17 protein-coding genes and 1 riboswitch are annotated in these 19,179 nt (G+C 46.2%); of the genes, 6 read left to right on the top strand and 11 right to left on the bottom strand.

All coding sequences use genetic code 11. The annotated features are described in order from the left end of the window. Positions 1–126: 126 nt before the first annotated feature. The gene (gene mgtE, locus FIV04_RS13110; protein ID WP_032553276.1) at positions 127–1,482 is read left to right on the top strand and encodes a magnesium transporter; all 1,356 of its coding nucleotides are present in this window, start codon (positions 127–129) and stop codon (positions 1,480–1,482) included. Between the two features lie 91 nt (positions 1,483–1,573). Here mgtE and pmbA read toward each other — a convergent pair whose 3' ends face one another. Continuing rightward, complete coding sequence (pmbA, locus tag FIV04_RS13115; protein WP_152469343.1) at positions 1,574–2,917, bottom strand: metalloprotease PmbA; 1,344 nt, start codon at positions 2,915–2,917, stop codon at positions 1,574–1,576. A gap of 118 nt (positions 2,918–3,035) precedes the next feature. On the opposite strand from pmbA, the gene yjgA reads away from it, so the two are divergent. Continuing rightward, a complete protein-coding gene (gene yjgA, locus FIV04_RS13120) occupies positions 3,036–3,563 on the top strand; it encodes a ribosome biogenesis factor YjgA (RefSeq protein ID WP_032553278.1) in 528 nt (175 codons plus the stop codon). Between the two features lie 104 nt (positions 3,564–3,667). Here yjgA and thiQ read toward each other — a convergent pair whose 3' ends face one another. The 5 genes from thiQ to mpl all read right to left on the bottom strand — a co-directional run bounded on the left by thiQ (position 3,668) and on the right by mpl (position 9,270). Next, complete coding sequence (gene thiQ, locus FIV04_RS13125; RefSeq protein ID WP_152469344.1) at positions 3,668–4,372, bottom strand: thiamine ABC transporter ATP-binding protein; 705 nt, start codon at positions 4,370–4,372, stop codon at positions 3,668–3,670. Then, positions 4,372–5,970 (bottom strand): thiamine/thiamine pyrophosphate ABC transporter permease ThiP, encoded by a 1,599-nt coding sequence (gene thiP / locus FIV04_RS13130; protein WP_152469345.1) that lies wholly within the window; start codon positions 5,968–5,970, stop codon positions 4,372–4,374. Before thiP ends, thiQ begins: the two co-directional genes overlap by 1 nt. A gap of 70 nt (positions 5,971–6,040) precedes the next feature. Then, positions 6,041–7,033, bottom strand: a complete 993-nt coding sequence (gene thiB / locus FIV04_RS13135; protein ID WP_152469346.1) for a thiamine ABC transporter substrate binding subunit — start codon at positions 7,031–7,033, stop codon at positions 6,041–6,043. A gap of 52 nt (positions 7,034–7,085) precedes the next feature. After that, a riboswitch (TPP riboswitch) is annotated at positions 7,086–7,205 on the bottom strand. Positions 7,206–7,248: 43 nt separating this feature from the next. Next, complete coding sequence (locus FIV04_RS13140) at positions 7,249–7,872, bottom strand: flavin prenyltransferase UbiX (protein WP_032553282.1); 624 nt, start codon at positions 7,870–7,872, stop codon at positions 7,249–7,251. 39 nt (positions 7,873–7,911) lie between these two features. Next, positions 7,912–9,270: a UDP-N-acetylmuramate:L-alanyl-gamma-D-glutamyl-meso-diaminopimelate ligase gene (gene mpl, locus FIV04_RS13145; protein WP_152469347.1), complete on the bottom strand. Its 1,359-nt coding sequence runs from the start codon at positions 9,268–9,270 to the stop codon at positions 7,912–7,914. A 270-nt stretch (positions 9,271–9,540) separates the two neighbouring features. Here mpl and fbp point away from each other — a divergent pair, with 270 nt between their 5' ends. Further along, the gene (gene fbp, locus FIV04_RS13150) at positions 9,541–10,557 is read left to right on the top strand and encodes a class 1 fructose-bisphosphatase (RefSeq protein WP_032553284.1); all 1,017 of its coding nucleotides are present in this window, start codon (positions 9,541–9,543) and stop codon (positions 10,555–10,557) included. A gap of 73 nt (positions 10,558–10,630) precedes the next feature. Here the strand turns inward: fbp and FIV04_RS13155 are convergent, their stop codons facing one another. From FIV04_RS13155 to FIV04_RS13170, 4 genes are all read right to left on the bottom strand, one after another. Then, positions 10,631–10,981, bottom strand: a complete 351-nt coding sequence (locus FIV04_RS13155) for a DUF2799 domain-containing protein (protein WP_152469348.1) — start codon at positions 10,979–10,981, stop codon at positions 10,631–10,633. 79 nt (positions 10,982–11,060) lie between these two features. Further along, positions 11,061–11,408, bottom strand: a complete 348-nt coding sequence (locus FIV04_RS13160) for a gamma-glutamylcyclotransferase (RefSeq protein ID WP_032553287.1) — start codon at positions 11,406–11,408, stop codon at positions 11,061–11,063. Positions 11,409–11,432: 24 nt separating this feature from the next. Further along, positions 11,433–15,188 (bottom strand): translocation/assembly module TamB domain-containing protein, encoded by a 3,756-nt coding sequence (locus tag FIV04_RS13165; RefSeq protein ID WP_152469349.1) that lies wholly within the window; start codon positions 15,186–15,188, stop codon positions 11,433–11,435. Further along, positions 15,185–16,897 (bottom strand): autotransporter assembly complex family protein, encoded by a 1,713-nt coding sequence (locus FIV04_RS13170; protein WP_152469350.1) that lies wholly within the window; start codon positions 16,895–16,897, stop codon positions 15,185–15,187. The genes FIV04_RS13165 and FIV04_RS13170 overlap by 4 nt, the downstream gene beginning before the upstream one ends. Before the next feature lie 168 nt (positions 16,898–17,065). On the opposite strand from FIV04_RS13170, the gene msrA reads away from it, so the two are divergent. Further along, positions 17,066–17,695 carry a peptide-methionine (S)-S-oxide reductase MsrA gene (msrA, locus tag FIV04_RS13175; protein WP_152469351.1) on the top strand — a complete coding sequence of 210 codons (630 nt, stop codon included), beginning with the start codon at positions 17,066–17,068 and terminating at the stop codon, positions 17,693–17,695. 80 nt (positions 17,696–17,775) lie between these two features. On the opposite strand, the gene FIV04_RS13180 is transcribed toward msrA, so the two are convergent. Next, the gene (locus tag FIV04_RS13180; protein WP_032553292.1) at positions 17,776–17,976 is read right to left on the bottom strand and encodes a DUF1107 family protein; all 201 of its coding nucleotides are present in this window, start codon (positions 17,974–17,976) and stop codon (positions 17,776–17,778) included. A 251-nt stretch (positions 17,977–18,227) separates the two neighbouring features. Between FIV04_RS13180 and FIV04_RS13185 the strand changes: the two genes are divergently transcribed. Both FIV04_RS13185 and FIV04_RS13190 read left to right on the top strand, forming a co-directional pair. Further along, on the top strand, positions 18,228–18,779 hold the full coding sequence (locus tag FIV04_RS13185; RefSeq protein ID WP_032553293.1) for a YtfJ family protein: 552 nt from the start codon (positions 18,228–18,230) through the stop codon (positions 18,777–18,779). Positions 18,780–18,931: 152 nt separating this feature from the next. Beyond that, on the top strand, positions 18,932–19,159 hold the full coding sequence (locus tag FIV04_RS13190) for a DUF2607 family protein (protein WP_253895348.1): 228 nt from the start codon (positions 18,932–18,934) through the stop codon (positions 19,157–19,159). Positions 19,160–19,179 lie beyond the last annotated feature (20 nt).

The following is a 19,179-nucleotide window of genomic DNA, read 5'->3' on the forward strand; positions in this document are numbered from 1 at the left end:
ATTTTCTCGCCATAAAACGCCTACCAAGCCTAAATCTTAGTTCTCTATAAGTTAATGATTTAAATACGTCATAGAATTAAGTTACTATTCCTAGCATCCATAGAATAATGAGAAGAGGAGGAAAACATGGCAGAGCAATTAGAATTTGACCAAGCTCACCAAACCCTCCAAGAAGTCAGCGAAGCCCTTGAAAACGGCCGATTTGTTCACGTACGTCGACAACTTCAGGACATGGAACCTGAAGATATTGCACACCTTTTAGAAGCCTCCCCTCGCAAGAGTCGTGACGTACTTTGGCAACTTACCGATCCTGAAGACTACGGTGAAATTCTTGATGAGCTGAACGAAGACGTTAAGGATGCGTTGGTGTCAAAAATGGCACCAGAGACCCTCGCAGAAGCAACCGAAGGCATGGAGACAGATGATGTCGCCTACGTACTTCGAAGCCTGCCAGATGACGTTTCTCGTGAAGTTCTATCACAGATGGACTCAGCTGACCGAGCCTTGGTTGAGAATGCCCTTTCTTACCCAGAGGACTCTGCAGGTGCATTGATGAACACCGACGTGATCACCATTCGTGGTGATGTGGACGTCGACGTAGTTCTACGTTATTTACGCATTCGAGGCGAACTGCCAGATGCGACCGATGCTCTATATGTTATTGATGAAGATGAACGCTTAATCGGTAATCTCTCTCTAACAACGCTGATTACCACGCAACCTGAAACCCTTGTCTCTGAAGTGATGGATGACGCTGATGAAGCGATCGCTGTTGAGACCAGCGCCTCTGACATTGCAAGCCTGTTTGAGCGTCGTAACTGGGTATCGGCTCCGGTTGTTGATGAAAACCAACACCTTGTTGGCCGTATCACCATCGATGACGTGGTTGACGTGATTCGTGAAGATGCCGAGCACTCAATGATGAGTATGGCGGGTATGGACGATGACGAAGATACCTTCGCACCGGTTGTGAAGTCTGCACGTCGTCGTAGTGTCTGGCTTGGTGCAAACGTGTTAGCCGCACTGGCAGCAGCTTCAGTATCAAATATGTTTGAGGCAACCCTCGACCAAATGGCAGCCATTGCGGTACTGATGACCATTGTGCCTTCAATGGGTGGTGTGGCAGGTAACCAAACCGTTGCTCTGGTTATCCGCGGCCTAGCGCTTGGTCACATCGGTGACAGTAACAAGCGAGAGCTATTGCTAAAAGAAGCTGCGATCGGCTTCCTTAACGGTATTCTGTGGGCATGTATCATCGGCGGTATTGTGGTTGCTTGGAAGGGCAACTGGATACTCGGCGGGATCATCTCAGCAGCAATGATGACTAACCTGATCGTGGCAGGTATTGCCGGGGTAACCATCCCTGTGATGCTGAAGAAGATGAATATCGACCCGGCACTGGCTGGCGGTATGGCGTTGACTACCGTGACCGACGTAATTGGTCTATCGGTGTTCTTGGGATTAGCTACGATACTTATCTAGTTTGAACAATAACTTACTTGAAGTAAGAAAGCAGATAACAAAAGGGAGCCAATGGCTCCCTTTTTAGTTATTCAGATTTGCAAGCGTTTAATTACTCACCCGCTACTTTCATAGATTCCAATAGGATCGAACCAGTTTGAATCTGTGAGCGTGTCTCTACGTCGCTACCAACCGCAACAATTTGATTGAACATATCTTTCAGATTGCCGGCAATCGTCACCTCAGACACAGGGGATTGGATTTCACCATTCTCAACCCAGAAGCCAGCTGCGCCGCGCGAGTAGTCACCCGTTACTGTGTTTACGCCTTGTCCCATCACTTCGGTCACAAGGAAACCCGTTCCCAGCTCTTTCAACATTTGCTCAAAGCTTTGACCCGTAGATTGAACAAACCAGTTGTGGATACCACCAGCATGACCTGTTGGGGTCATATCCATCTTACGAGCTGCATAGCTAGTCAACAGGTAAGTCGCAAGCACACCGTCAGTAATAATCTCGCGGTCTTGTGTGTAGACACCTTCACTATCAAACGGGCTTGATGCTAAGCCGCGTAAGATATGAGGACGCTCAGAGATATTGAACCATTCCGGTAAGATTTTCTCACCTAGGTGATCCAACAGGAATGACGCTTTACGGTAAAGATTGCCGCCGCTGATCGCCATCACTAGGTGCCCAACTAGACCCGTTGCGACATCGGCTGCAAACATGATTGGGTATTGACCTGTTGGTAGCTTCTTAGCATCCAAACGACTAATCGTTTTCTCTGCCGCTTCTTGACCAACACTCTCAGGCGTCCACAGCTCGTCACGGTGACGTGCAACTGTGTAGCTGTAGTCTCGCTCCATTTCACCATTTTCGCCCTGTCCAATCACACAACAGCTGGTGCTGTGACGGCTTGAAGCATAGCTTGCAAGCAACCCGTGGCTATTACCATATACCTTTACGCCGTAGTGGCTGTCGTAGCTAGCACCATCGCTTTGCTTGATCTTATCGCTGTACGCGAGTGCTTGCTTCTCAGCCGCAATCGCGATCTCAGCTGCGTAGTCAGGGTTTGGTTCATCAGGATGGAATAGATCCAAGTCTGGAATCTCTTTAACCATGAACTCTTTAGGAGCCGGTCCCGCGTGAGGATCTTCGGAGGTGTATTGAGCGATATCTAAAGCCGCAGCTACGGTTTGGGCAATCGCCTGTTCGCTCAAATCAGATGTAGATGCACTGCCTTTTTGTTGGCCGCGATAAACAGTAATACCAAGGGCACCATCACTATTAAATTCAACGTTTTCAACCTCACACATTCGTGTAGAGACACTCAAACCCGTTGATTTAGTAATAGCAACCTCTGCAGCATCCGCACTGACTGAAGCCATATCTAACGCTTTTGCTACCGCTGCTTCTAACTCAACACGTTGCTGAGCGACTTGCTGTTTTACATCCATATCTATTCTATTTTTGAAGGTCAATATTACGTAGGATAACAAGAATTTCGCTTTCTCCCCAAGATTCTTGCTAAAATAGCGGATATATTCGATTGAGATAGTGATATAGGCAGAAAAGATGGCTCGCAAAAACCAAAAAGCCCCATGGGAACCAGAAGAAGAAATCATCTGGGTAAGTAAGACGGAAATGAAAGAGGACATGGAAGCGCTACAAAAGTTGGGCGAAGAGCTCGTAGAACTTAAGCCTTCTGTACTAGAGAAATTTCCTCTGTCTGAAGATTTGGCGGAAGCGATTAAAGATGCACAACGCTTTAAAAATGAAGCGAAACGTCGTCAACTGCAATACATCGGTAAAGTGATGCGTAACGAAGATCCAGAGCCAATTCAGGCGGCTCTAGATAAGGTTCGCAACAAACACTCTCAAGCAACGGCCGAGCTGCACAAGCTTGAGCAATTGCGCGACCGTATTGTTGAAGACGGTGATGCGGCTATCTCTGAAGTAGTTGAAGCGCACCCTGAAGCAGACCGTCAGCGTCTACGTCAACTGGCGCGTCAAGCAAACAAAGAGAAAAAAGCAGGTAAGCCAGCGAAAGCGTACCGCGAGATCTTCCAAGTTCTTAAAGAACTTAAGCAAGACGAGCTATAAGACTCATCACGCGATCAAAAAGGCCTAGCTTCTGCTAGGCCTTTTTGATATCTGCGTATTTACTACCAAACTGCATTGTAGGACCCGTATTTTAGAACTAGGGGTTACTCACCGGCTCGGACAAAGGCAGCCAGTTCAGGCTGGGAATGCTGAGCAGTGAGCGCATCTATCGCATCCGCCACCAACACCTGTCCTTTAGCCACAAAGGCAAATTTATTAGCAATACTGCGAGCATCTCCCAAATGGTGAGTCACCATGATCACTGTAATGTTGCGCTCAGCCGCGAGCTGCTTCACCAAGGCTAACATTTCTTCTCGCAACAAAGGGTCCAGTGCAGAGAAGGGTTCGTCTAACAACCAAATAGGGTGTGGTTGTACAAAGCATCGAGCCAATGCGACACGCTGACGCTGTCCGCCAGAAAGATGCTCCGGCAATCGGTCAAGATACTGATCGACACCGACCTGCTCTGCCGCTTGTTGTACTTGCTGTTGCTGCTCTTTGGTTAATTTAAGGCCGGGGTGTAGCCCTAAGCCGATATTCTCTCTAACCGTAAGGTGCGCAAACAAATTGTGCTCTTGGAATAACATAGCAAGTGGACGCTGGTAAGCATCCAAGCCAACAAGCGATTGACCGGAAACTGAAATAGCCCCTGATGACGGTTCAATGAACCCAGCAATCAATGCCAACAATGTCGACTTACCTGCACCACTCGGCCCCATCAAGGCAACAACATCGCCCTGTTCAGCCATAAAATCAAAATGAAACAGCTCCTGATGATAGTGGTAATCAACATCTTGCATCACTAACATTAGGCACCTCTCTGGTTAGATGTTCGAGTAAATAAGAATTCAATTAAACTGAAGCTGCCAACGCTCAGGATCAGCAAGCTCACTGAAACCACAGCCGCAGCCTCCATCTGATAACTGCCTAGTAACTGGAATAGATACAGAGGGAGAGTTCTGAAATCGGCACTGCCAAACAGCGCAATGGCACTCAGGTCACCCATCGACAACATAAAACTAATCGAGAAAGCCTGCGCCATAGGTTTACGCAGAGCTCGCCACTCCACCAGCTTAAACCGGTGCCAACCTTTCATACCTAAACTCGCGCACAAATACTGATATTGCTGAGCAACGTGCAGCATCGGCTGAGCTAAATTTTTGATCACATACGGGAGCGCCATTAAGCTATTAACGGCAATCACAACAAAAAAGGCTAAGCTAAACACATCAGTGATTGAACGCAGCAACAGAAAGATTCCAGTGCTCACCACTAAGCCGGGGGTTACCAAAATAATGGTGCCAATAAGTTCAATCTTATCTGCGCGAAATGTCTTGTTTTGCAAGCGCCATGCTCGACTGGTCATCAAAATAGCCACTCCAACCAAAAGCGCAATCACACTCGCGCTAATCGCTACTTTCAGTGAGTTAAATAGCGCTAGCCAAAACGGTTCACTGGTTAACACCGCCATCGCTTCACTGTTTAAACCACCCACAATGACCATCAACAGTGGCGGTAAAACCAGTAATGAGGCTACGATGATCCAAAAGCTATCCCAAGCTTTTGACCTATAGGTGTCCTTAACCAAAAACTTAGCTTCAGACAGTTGACCAACGCTTACAGAAACAGGCTTAGAAAGGCGTTGAATACTCACCGCTAATACACCACACAGTAGCATCTGCCAGATCGCTAATAGAGCACCAGCTTGAAGATCAAAATCAAATTTAATCGCTTGATAGATAGCAAGCTCGATAGTTGTCGACTTAGGACCGCCTCCCAATGCCATCACAGTCGCAAAACTGGTAAAGCAGAGCATAAAGACTAAACCACACACATGCGGTAACTGTTGCTTAAGACGTGGCCATTCAACCCACTTAAATTTATCCCAGTGACTCATTCCAAGGTGTGCACATAGCTTGTGTTGCTCCACCGGAACCGTATCCAATGCTTGTAACAACAATCGACTTGCATAGGGCAAATTGAAAAAGACATGCGCAAGCAAAATGCCATTCAATCCATAAATGGAGAATGGTAGCTCTACATCAATAGCTTGAAGCAGTTTTGCCAGCCAACCACTATTGCCATAGATAGCTAAGATACCAAAGACACCGACCAACACGGGCAGAACCAAGGTGGAAGCAAAAAGTCTTAGCAGCAGAGAACGCCCTGGGAACTGGCGGCGAGATAAGGCATGAGCCACAGGAACTGCAAATACGACGCTCAATAACATGGATAGCGTCGCTTGGTAAAAACTGAATTTGGTAACGTGCCAATAGTACGGATCAGACCATACTTGGCTGATATCAAGAGAAGGGGCATTGCTAAGCAATGCCCCTACCGATGAAACCACAAAGGCAGTAATGGTCAATGCGACCCAGATACCCACCTTAGGTGTATTCTTTAACATAAAGAGTGATTGTCTCGATGTTTAGCCCCTAATTGAGATAGAGGCTTAATGCCCTACGTTGGGCACTCAATTAAAAAGTCAGGGCGTTTTGCCACTCACGAATCCATGGCTTACGCTTCTCAGCCACTTCTTCAGAAGTAAAGCTCAGAGATTTCTTAGGCATCGTCAGTTGCTCAAAGCCTTTTGGTAGCTCGACATCCGTCACTGGGTACATCCAGTTGCCCGTTGGCATCGCCGATTGGAATTCGTCACTTAGAATGAATGCCATAAACTCATCTGCTAGCTTCTCATTATCGCTGCCTTTCACTTTTGCTGCCACTTCCACTTGCGTGTAATGACCTTCAGCAAAGTCAGCAGACGCGTACTTAGTGTCGCTTTCAGCGATGATGTGGTAAGCCGGTGAGGTCGTGTATGAAAGCACCATATCTGACTCGCCCTCAAGGAACATTGAGTAAGCCTCAGACCAGCCTTTGGTGACAGTAACGGTTTTCTTGGAAAGCTGTTTCCACGCTTGAGTTGCATCGTCGCCATAAACCGACTTCATCCACAGCATCAGACCTTGGCCTGGTGTTGAAGTACGAGGATCTTGGTAAATCACCTTGAGATCATCACGCTGCTCAACCAACTCTTTCAAGCTCTTAGGTGGGTTTGATAGCTTTTCTGTGTTGTAGATAAATGAGAAGTAACCGAAATCATAAGGAACAAAGGTGCTGTCGTCCCAGCCATTAGGTAGCACAACAGAAGAAGTATCGACGTTGTGTTCAGATAGTAGGCCTGTTTTCTTAGCTTCCGCCATTAGATTTTGGTCAAGACCAAGCACAACATCGGCTTTGCTATTGCCACCCTCTAGACGCAAGCGGTTAAGAATTGAAACACCGTCTTCCAGCGCAACAAAGTTCAAGTCACAACCACATTTCTCTTCAAATGCTTTCTCGACAGCAGGACGCGGGCCCCAGTCTGCAGCGAAAGAGTCATAGGTATAAACAGTTAGAGTATTATCGGACGCTAGTGCGGAAAAAGAAGCTGCTGTAGTAACAGCAAGAGTGGTTAATGCAAATTTCACTGGACGCTCTCCATGGTCTGAGCGGCACAGGCTTGAGGGAGGACAATGGAAAAGTACTGCCTAACTCAATTCCTACGCCAGCATTATCTGGTTCAGGTTTACGGGTCCCAAGTTGATACTTGATCTCAGCCGCCATTCATAATTTGAATGTTTAGCTCCCCGATGAGTGAGCAGAATTGTAATTGTATTTTAACCAATAAGCTACAAAGTTCGCCTTAATGGCGCTGATCGTAGCCCCATCTTGGTACTAAACCTTGCTCGATACCTAGGTGGTCAAGAATACGAGCCACCATGAAATCGACGAGGTCATCGATCGATTTGGGCTGATGATAGAAACCAGGAGCGGCGGGCATGATGGTCACTCCCATAGTCGAGAGTTTGTGCATGTTTTCCAAGTGTAGCGTCGAGAATGGCGTCTCTCGAACCACTAACAGTAGTTGGCCGCGCTCTTTCATGACGACATCTGCAGCGCGTTCAATCAAGTTGTCAGACATACCATGGGCAATCGATGCAACACTCCCTGCCGAACATGGACAAACCACCATCTGCTTCGGTGCAGCAGAACCTGAAGCAACAGGAGAGAACCAATCGTCTTTACCACACACAACCAAACGCTCAGGGTCGCAATTTAGGTGTTTAACCAATGCTGCTTTGGCCGCATCGGGACCAGAAGGCAGTTTGAGATCATGTTCAGTTGCAAGTACCACTCTGGCGGCTGACGATATCAACAGGTACACCTGATAGTCAGCGGCGAGTAGGCACTCTAGTAAGCGCAAACCATATGGGGCACCAGAAGCGCCAGTGAATGCGAGGGTAATCGCTTTACTCTGTTTGGTCATGATCTCTTGTACTTCTTAAATCGATTAGAACGCGTGTATTTAACCTTTGGCCGCCAATCCATCAAGTAATTTCTGATGAATACCACCAAAACCACCATTGCTCATCACCAAAATTTGGTCACCAGGTTGCGCTTGCTCAACAATACTTGCGACTAAGGCATCTAGGTTGTCACTGACAACAGCGGGCTGATGACAGGCTTCTGCGACATCTTTAACCGACCAATCGATGTTGTCTGGTTGGAATAAGAAAGTGCTGTCTGCTTGTTTTAATGAATCGGCAAGGGTTTCTTTGTGAACGCCTCGTTTCATCGTAGCAGAGCGAGGCTCTAATACGGCGATAATTTTGTTATTGCCGACCTTATTACGTAAGCCACCCAAAGTTAGTTCAATTGCAGTTGGGTGATGCGCAAAATCGTCGTACACCGTTACTCCAGCAACTTCCCCTTTTAGCTCTAAACGACGCTTGGTATTGATAAACTTCGCCAAAGACTCACATGCTAGATCTGGAGTCACACCAACATGTCTTGCAGCTGCGATCGCCATCAAGGCATTATTGACGTTATGATCACCCACCAGCGGCCAATCAACCTTTCCGACACACTCACCTTGGAAGAACACGTTAAACTGCGAGCCATCTTTGACTAGCTTTTCCGCACGCCAATCCGCCTCTTCACCAGCAAATTCCGTTTCACTCCAACAGCCGCGAGACAATACATCCTCAAGAGCACGGTCTTGCTGAGGAGCGAAAATTCGCCCATTGCCTGGAACAGTACGAATCAGGTGGTGGAACTGGCGCTTAATCGCTTCAAGATCGTCGAAAATATCCGCATGATCAAACTCAAGATTGTTCATCACCAAAGTGCGAGGATGGTAGTGAACAAACTTAGAACGCTTATCAAAAAAAGCACTGTCATACTCGTCAGCTTCAACAACAAAGAACATACTCTCACCCAATCGAGCAGAGATACCAAAGTTGCCCAACACCCCGCCGACTAAGAAGCCCGGCGCATAACCACAATCCTCTAAGATCCATGCCAGCATGCTAGCCGTTGTGGTTTTACCATGAGTCCCAGACACCGCTAGAACCCAGCGGTCATGCAGTAGGAACTCTTGTAGCCATTGAGGTCCCGAGGTGTATTTGAGGTTGTTATCTAGTACATATTCAACACAGGGATTGCCACGGCTCATCGCATTGCCAATCACCACCAGATCAGGCCTTGGCTCTAGTTGGCTTGGGTCAAAACCTTCAATGATTTCGATGCCTTGCGACTCTAATAGTGTGCTCATTGGCGGGTAAATATTGGCATCACAACCTGTCACTTTGTGACCTAATTGACGAGCTAACACCGCTGCACCACCCATAAAGGTGCCGCAAATTCCTAAGATATGAATATGCATATATCGCTTCCAAAAAACGGGGCAAAAAGACTGATTTCTTAATCAAGATTATGTGCATTTCTTATCATGAATCGCCCAACAAAAGCGAGCCACAATGCAAAACAAATTTAGTCGACATTCTAAGTGAGATCTGTGTCGCTTACTTCATTACCATTAAAAAGATCTAAAGCTTAGAATTTACGTAAGCGACTAGATGAATAATGCCCACTTAAGAGGCAGCCCAATAGCGCTTGAATCCCCCAATTATTCAGAGAAGTTTAAGGAAATAACATGTCTGAGATGCGCACCCTTGGTGAGTTCATTGTTGAGAAACAAAGTGACTTTCCCCATGCAAGTGGTGATCTATCATCCCTTTTATCGTCGATCCGTCTTGCTGCGAAAATCGTTAACCGAGAAATCAATAAAGCGGGTCTTGTCGACATTACTGGTGCTGTCGGCACCGACAACGTACAAGGTGAAGCACAACAGAAGCTTGATCTTTACGCGAATGACAAATTCAAAGCAGCTCTGGAAGCTCGTGACCAAGTATGTGGTGTAGCGAGTGAAGAGGAAGACGAAGCGGTAGCATTCAACAAAGAGTTGAACAAAAACGCTAAGTACGTGGTGCTAATGGACCCACTAGATGGTTCATCAAACATCGATGTGAACGTGTCTGTGGGTACGATCTTCTCTATCTACCGTCGTGTATCACCTATTGGTACGCCACCAACCCAAGAAGACTTCCTACAGCCTGGTAACAAGCAGGTTGCAGCGGGCTACGTAATCTACGGCTCTTCAACTATGCTGGTTTACACAACCGGTAATGGCGTGAACGGCTTTACTTACGACCCATCGCTGGGTACTTTCTGTCTTTCTCACGAAAACATGATGATCCCAGATGAAGGTAAGATCTACTCAATCAATGAAGGCAACTACATTCGTTTCCCAACGGGTGTGAAAAAGTACATTAAGTACTGCCAAGAGAATGAGCCTAGTGACAACCGTCCATACACTTCACGTTACATTGGTTCTCTGGTATCGGACTTCCACCGTAACCTGCTAAAAGGCGGTATCTACCTGTACCCGAGCACGCAAAGCCACCCGAACGGTAAACTGCGTCTTCTATATGAGTGCAACCCAATTGCTTTCATCATGGAACAAGCAGGCGGCGTAGCTTCTGATGGTGTTCAGCGTATTATGGACATCAAGCCAACAGAACTACATCAGCGTGTACCATTCTTTGTTGGTTCAAAGAACATGGTAAACAAAGTAGAAGAATTTCTTGAGCTAAACCGAGATGAAGCTTAACGCTTAGTTTGTTCAGATACTGAAAAGCCAGTACTCGCGTACTGGCTTTATTGTATTTAGACTTTGGGAAGGTTTAGCGAAGATCAAACTTCGACTGCGCACCACCTTCAAACTTAATACGGAACCACTTATCGATGTCATCACAGATACCATGGTATTGCTCACCCTTACGACCCAATGATCTTGGGTTTTGAGAGCAATACTCGATTCGACCAGCTTCGTAACCTTTGTCATAAGCCGCATAAAGTTCAGAATCAATTGGGGATGCTGCTGACTTAGATAACGTCGCTTCATCTTTTTTTGTGTATCCCTTCATCGCAGTTTGCTCACCAAACAACTGCCAATCATCGACATTCGATGTGGATGGCGGAGATTGCGCACAACCGAAAAGCACGATAGAAAACACCAATACTAGATATTTCATAATTTCCTCCTACTAGAAAGACTCATTGAGACTCTAACTACTACGTCGGAACTGTACTCCTGGCTCATACTTCAAACGCTTATTCTCGTTTACACCAGTCACCAGAAAGAATCTCTCGTTGCTCAGTTAAATCAAACTGATACAAATAAACCCACGCTAATCCAAATATAGTCTCAATTTGTTCACGACGGTACTCAATAGGTACATCTTCGAGCCGATCGAGCGAAGCCAAAACATCGTCGTTGACTATATAGACCTCCCCAACCACTTTTTTCTTTCCGAAAATCATGCCTGGATATCGACCCAAATCGTACAGTGCAAATTGAGGTGGGGTTATCCAATCACCTAACTTCTTACTCTGCTTTAAAAAATGGTGGTTATGCTGCCCTTTTCTCAGCGTCCCATACACAAACACGAGGTGTGACATTACTAATCCCATTCCATCAAACAATTATTCAAACTCGAATTGATAGAGTAGGTCTACCGCGCTGTCTACGCCAGAAACCGCTTCTACGTACAGGTCCTGCATCAAACGATAACGCACCGTGAATTCACCCAAAGAGTCGAAGATACCAACACCGTATTTCACTTGTAAGCCTGGAAGAATGTAGCCGCTTACCGTGACTTGTGAATCTTCACCTGAGCCTGCGGTATCAAGCTGAAGATCTTGAACACCAAAGGCCTCACCAATCTCTCCCACCACTTTACCGCTTTTAGCTAAACTCAGGCCGATTAAAGTTGTAGTCATCGAGCCGCTGCCCGCCTCACCATCGATATCTTGTCCACGAAGCAAGTAAGACAATGCGTTGGCTTGTGGCATCGAAGGATCGGAGTAAATGTCAATTTTTGGCTCTGTTGCTGGGCCTGTCACTCTAACCCCCGCCGTCACATCATCTTGTGTATTGTCAGGATTTCGAATCGCATTGATCGCGACATAAGGTTGATCTGGCGGACCATTCATTAGGATCTTGCCCTCTTTGATGATCAGGTCCTGTCCAAATGATTGATAGGTACCATCAACGATGTTGACTTCACCGGTAATGAACGGCCCTTGGTCTCGCTGAGCGACATTCAACTTACCCACTAGGTCACCCTCAAGTCCAAACGCTGCAAGTTTAAAGTCATCACCAATCGAAATATTGATATTGGTTTCGACATTAAACGGAACTTTAGTTTCGCCTTCAGGTTGCAGATCTTTATTGAGGATCACCTGATCAGAAGAGACACCAACGGCACTTGGCGGTAACTCTTCAACAACAATACGTCCCCACGGCAATGAAATATCACCAGTAATACGCGCAAGCTTTGGAGAGACATCTATCGTCATGTCTGGCACAACTTTTACTTTAACCATTGGCGGCACATCGACCATCAAGTCATCCGCAAACACTCGCACCTGAGTGCTCCACGCTTCAAGATCTTGCCATTGCCCTTTACCTTCAACGTCCAACTGACCGTCAGGGGTAACAATCGCTGCATCGAGATTGGCACTGTAACCATCAAAGTCGAGCCCAATGCGACCGTCTTTGATATCCACAGGCGTGATATCTCCCTTAACTTGCATGTCATCGACCACAAATGAGCCGAAGACTTGCGGGTGCATCAATGAGCCTTGTACCTTAAGATCGCTCGACAAATTGGCTTGTAACAGGCTGTATTCACCTAACAGTGGAGCTAAGAAATCAAGATGGAACGTACTGAGTTGCAGCGCCGCCTCAACTTGCTTATCTTCAACAACTACATCAGGCAGAACCAAGGAACCACTCAGGTCTCCGTTATCAGTCACGTCAAGTAGCCAATCAGCCTCAAGTCGATTGTCTTTTAGCTTGGCATTTACTTTAATGCTCTCCCAACCTAATGTGATCGACTCGCCCGCATCTTGAATGACTTGCCCTTTTGGCAGTTCAACTTGAGCACTAACTTGAGGTGCCAGTTTCTCATCCCATTTAGCCTCAGCTTGCACATTGACTGAGCCTGTTAGCTGTGTTGCCTTAGGGATAAACTGTTTAACCTGTTCAAAGTCAAAATCAGTAATCGCAAGCTTGACCGCACCAGATTTACCCGCTCGAATATCTTCGGTTAAACAAACACTTGAATCAGCTTGCAACCAACAGTGTGCCGCGACATCCGCAAACTGCTTATCGATATCCGCTGTGATAGTCACGGGCTTCTCAAGTCGCCATGGCCCCTGCTCCGTTGAAAGCGTCACGCGCTCCAGTGCACCTTTCCAAATCATTGATGGCTTCTGAACCAATTCACCTGAGATAGCGAGGCTGGTTGATACGATGTCGGAAACAACATCCAGAGTGAGTTTGTGACTCTTCTCACCACCATCCACTTTTAACTCAACACTTTCCACCTTCTGTTCTTGGTAGCTGATGCCATTAGCTTTAAGCACAATATCTGCTTGAGGTGCTGGCAACGGCGTTACAGAGCCATTCAGAGCTAAACTATCGAGTGTCGCTTCGTCTTTCCATTTAACGCCATTAATGTTCAGTCCTAAATCAACATTTGGCTCTTTCATAGGCCCCGATAGTGCGATATCACCGACCAACGTACCTCTCAAGTCAGGGACACTTTTCACCAGCTCAGGGAAATCAATGGATACGTCCATATCCCATTGCTTATCTAGCTTACCAACCACATTGATGGCGTTGACACCGTGCGATAGTCGCAGCCCTGATGTTTCAACACTCGGCTCCCCGGAGGCTGTTTTATCTGACGCAGAGAGCTGACCTTTAATGTTGAGTGGGTACTCTCTCAAGATGCCATCGATATCCAAGGTCGGTAGCTCCACTTGCCAACCACCAGCCTCAGTTAGGCTACCAGATGTCTTGAGGTTACCACTGATGTCCCCTTCTGCTTCTGGCCACTGCAAACCGGGCTGAATATGCTGCAAACCAATATCCGCTTGCCAGTTCACAAGCTCTTTCCAATTGGCTTTCACTGCCCCCGTGACATGCCCGCCCAATGTCACAATATCAAGGCGCTTTAAGTCAATATGCTCAGTGCTACCTGCACCTTCAACATCAAGGCTGATATCTGGGATATCTTTACCCTTGGCATTAGCATCTAGGTTTAAATGAAAACCTTCCAGTGAGCCGTTGGTTTTTAACTGTTTAATGGCAACCTGATAGTCACTATTGCCCTTCAATGGCCATTGCGCTTTACCGTCATTCAGTTCGAGGTCAAAAGGCAGTGTTGGCTCTAAAGGTTTAAGCTCGCCGGATAGCTTTGCTTCAATCAACTCTGAGAACGTGGCATCCAGCGTTAGCTCTTCCACACTACCTTTTGCTGATAATTGAAGCTTCTGCCCCGCCACGTCGGTCTCTTTAACTAGAGCTGAAAGGTCAAGTTCAAGAAGGTACCCTCCTTTCAGCTGTACTTTTGCTTTGAGGTCTGCCTCCGCTTGTGGCATATCCAGCTCAAGCGTTTGTACATCGACATCATGCTCACCCACTTTCGCTTCAAGTCCTAGGTGATTGACGATGATTGGCGTCTCTTGCTCAAGTTTAAAGCGATTCAAATCAAAGCGTTCAAGAGCAACCGTCAACGGAATCAACACTTCTGGTAAAACAATCGCTTCAGCTTCCTTAGCCGTTCCCGGTTTTGCATCCTCTTCAACCGAAGGCTCTGTTTCAGCGAGCTTAACGGTAAGATCATCGAATACGGTAGGAGAGATAGTTAACACGTCTCCCTTCATATTCATCGCCGTTGAAAAACGTTGCCAATCGATCTTGTTTCCCAGAATATCGAGAGAGATATCCTCAAAGTTGATTCGATTCAACGTGATAGGTAATGGCGTTGAGATAGAGGTTAGTGGCTCAGTTGGTTCTGGCTCTTCCTCCGATGGTGGCGGCAATTCAGTAAAGGCGAAATCGAGCCCTTGTAGAGTCAGCTCATCAACACAAACTTGAGGGTCCAACAGACATCTTGGATTGATCGCCAACTCAATCTTGTCGAGTTGAGTGTTGATGTGCAGGCTTTCATCGACAAATTGGACGTTATGAAGGCTAAAACGAGGGAAAAGCGCGCCTTTAGTGCTCTCAACTTTGAGTTGTGGTAAAGCCTTTTCAGCCCCCCAAAGTACGGCATTTAAGCCCGGATTGGTGAATAGAGCGAGACCAACTAAGGTCAAGATAAGCAGCAAAATAGAGACGATAGAGATCGAAGTCCATTTGAAAATTTTTCCGATCACTTTAATCATAACTCAGGTCCTAAAGTGAAATGTATTTGGAATTCATCACCTGGGTCGGCATCCAGCCCCCAAGCAAAGTCAAGACTCACAGGCCCTACCGGAGAAGCCCAACGGATACCGACACCGGTACCCGCTTTTAAATCAGGCGTATCATTGAAGGCATCACCGATGTCATAAAACATCGCCCCCCACCAGTTGCCATAAAGACGATATTGGTACTCAAAGCTTGCAGTGGTCATAAACTTCGCACCAGTTAGAGCGTTGCTCTCATCTACAGGTGAGATAGACTCATACCCATAACCACGAAGGCTATTATCACCACCCACAAAGAATCGTAGAGATGGAGATAGCTTTTCAAACTCATCCGCAAAGTTGGCACCATATTCTAAGCGCGTTAGGCCACGATGGTTTTCGCCAAGGCTACGAATCCAAGCCGTCCTGCCCTGAAAACGAATCACCTTAGTTTCAGAAAGCAGCGAATCATCACCCGCTTCTAGCATTATGGTCTGCTTATCACCCCACATCGGCATCGCGCCACCGCGAGTGCGCGTACGAGAAAAAGAGATACCCGGCAACACAAACTGCGCAACATCATCTTGTAGGCCTTGTTCATAGTTCTCCAATAGATAACGAACAAACACCGTGCGCTGCCAACCGTTATCTAAACGCCAAAAACGCTCAAGTTTCAGGTTGGATTCCAAGCTCTTGGTATCTCGATTATCGACATTCTTCATACCGTAGGTGACTTGATAGTAGTCATTGAGTACATCATCGAGCGGTATTCTGTAGCTGGCAGTAATGGTTTGCTCTGGCTTCGAGATAGAGAGGCTGCTATTGAAGCTGTGACCGCTGCTATTCACCCACGGCTTTTTCCACTTCAGGCTGCCTTTAACCCCTAAGTCGGTAGAGACACCAATACCGGTTTCGAGCTGATTTCGAGCCTGAGGCGCTAAGCTCACCTTCATTGGTATTTCACGACCACTACCCAATTCGGCAAGGTCGGGTTCAACAAATACAGAAGAGAACCAATCGGTATTGGACAAGTTCTGATTGTATTCACCGACCTTGGCGATCTCATAAGGCTGGCCTTGCTCAAACGGCTTCAATGACTGAACTTTATCTTCTTCAATCTGACTGCCTGTTACGGTCGTTTCACCAAAGTGATAACGAATACCGCTGTCATAATGTAAACGAACATAGGCGCGGTTAAGTTCAGGGGCAACCTCAAGACGACTCAGTTCATAATTGCCATCAAAGTAACCCTTGGCTAACCCTAGGTTGCGCATTGAGGATTTAAGCGAGTCGTAGTGGCTATGATTCAACACCTTGCCTTTTTGAAGGTTACTTTTTGCAACTAATGCTAAGAAGTCAGGATCGTTTTCCGCTTCTCCGGAGATAACGATATCAGAGGTGTAGATAACAACAGGCTCACCAGGCTTAACGTTCACTAAGAGTTCGCTGTCATCTTCAGAAGGCGTAAAAGTGATTTCAGGGTGGTAATAACCCAAAGCATTTACTGCTTCTTTGATCATTGATTCTAAACGAGACTGAAAACGCAAAGATACAGAATACTCTTCTTCCGGAATAGCGCTCAGGTAGGCATCGACATTATCTTCAAGCGCCCCATCCAGCCCCTCAATTTCCAGAGAGACATCGGCAAAGGCAAAGCTTGAGGAGAGCAAGGTGCCAATCAGAACTGGTAAAGTTTTTCTTATCATGATTAATTGGGAGAAGTTATCAATACGTTAAGAATCAAAGGGAAATCATACCGCTAATTCAATAGCGCGTCTGTAATAATTCAAGCAATAAAACGGTCTAATTTAAAGAGTTACTCGTATATTTAAAGACAGTTAACGCGTATAGATACCTCTAAAAGGAACATAGCAATGCTCAATAAACAACAAATGGTTTCTGAAGCAACAGCCTTGCCCGGGAACCCATACCCAATCACAGTTTCAGAACCACATTTCGTTAATCAAAGTGATTTGCTTGCTCCACCCGCTTCAGGGCAACAAGAGATACTGCTTGGCCTTGGATGTTTTTGGGGGGCTGAGCGCTTGTTTTGGCAACTTGAAGGGGTCGTTTCAACCTCTGTAGGGTATGCTGGCGGCTTCACTCATAACCCGACATACCAACAAGTATGTACTGGTCAAACAGGTCATTCGGAAGTCGTGCGTGTGGTCTTCGATCCAAGTATCTTGCCTCTTGCAACACTGCTTAAAACTTTCTGGGAAAGCCATGACCCAACCCAAGGCATGCGTCAAGGGAATGATCTCGGCACCCAATACCGCTCTGCTATCTACACCTTTAGCAACGAACAGCAATCCATTGCTGAATCTTCCAAGAAGAGCTATCAACAAGCGATGCAAGCTGCGCGAGGTTCAGAGATCACAACGGAGGTACAGCCAGCTGGTGAGTACTTCTATGCCGAAGATTACCACCAACAGTATCTTGCTAAAAATCCAAACGGTTATTGCGGATTAGGCGGAACTGGAGTCTGCTTCCCACCTCAGTAAATAAATCATTAACCGATACAAACAAAAAAGGGCTTTGATACATCAAGCCCTTTCATTCCAACCATTGAAATCAATGTGTACTACATCGACATGCAAGCGATGGTGCCATTCACTTCTTTAAATACATTAAGCTTTTTTTGATCCGTCACTTCAGGAAGAAGGACTTTTCCTTGGTCAAATCTGAATTCACCGATACCTTCGATGCTGAATTGACCTTTGAATAGGACTTTAACGAAACGCGCCACTTGACGAGGGCGGTAAGTAGAAAATTCACGTAGCATAGACAACCTCAATTCCTTTGAGTACAACAGTTTGTGATCAGCTCTTCACTTTTGAGCAAAGCACAAATAACAGCCATTTCCGTTGGCTGACAGCAAGAAAACCTGTCGATTCCCTTGATATAGTTGCATTATACCCTTTAGTAACAACTCCGCAACACCTTTCAACGACGTACGATAAAAAAGTAAGCGAGGCATTTTATTTATTTCATATTATACTTCGAGGGCAAACCAACAAGCGGAACAAAAATATAATGAAAAACAAAACTCTACTGGCTTTATTAGCCGCAGCCTCTCCAATCTTCGCCAATGCTCACAACCTATCTGTCGGCGAAACCCTACCACCAGTTAGCGTCACTGCTCACGGTGAAATCACTCTAAATGATGGTTCAACAGGCTATCAAGCTTGGGCAACCACAGACATGCTAGGTAAAGTTCGCGTTGTTCAAGCGATTGCTGGACGCAGCAGCTCTAAAGAACTCAACGCACCTCTAATGGCAGCAATTACCGCGTCTAAATTCCCAGAAGATGCATACCAAACCACGACCATCATCAACCAAGATGATGCGATTTGGGGTACTGGTTCTTTTGTGAAATCTTCAGCTGAGAGCAGCAAGGAAGAGTTTCCTTGGTCTTCAATGGTACTGGATGAAGAAGGTACCGCGGCATCGGCCTGGGCTCTAAAAGAAGAAAGCTCTGCAATTATCGTCCAAGACAAACAAGGTAAGGTCCTGTTTGTAAAAGAAGGGGCGTTAAACGAAACCGAAGTCTCTGAAGTTATTCAACTTATTAAAGCAAATCTTTAATAATAATTACTCTCTTTTACGAGATTTCTTGAAAGGACGTTGTTATATTATAACAACGTCCTTTTTCTTTTTCGGTTTAACTCATCATGATCTGGCGAGCCCACTCACTCACAATTAGACGTTCAGTCCTGTGCATGCTCGGGTTAATGATCATGTTGTCGTGGTCCGTGGCGCACCACATCGTAGATGCCGATCCGGAACATCACGCTCACCATCAATGTGAACTGTTTTCAGCCAGTCAGTTGGGGTTCGCGCACGATTTACCACAACTTCCTGAATTAAATATCGATTTCATTGTCCTATCCAATGAACCAGCTCGTAAGCTACAAAGACTGTACTTTGCTTATCTCGCCCGTTCACCACCCATGAAGATGACTTAATCATTTAATCTGTTTTTAAT

The organism is Vibrio sp. THAF190c (assembly GCF_009363355.1).
Taxonomy (GTDB): domain Bacteria; phylum Pseudomonadota; class Gammaproteobacteria; order Enterobacterales; family Vibrionaceae; genus Vibrio; species Vibrio fortis_A.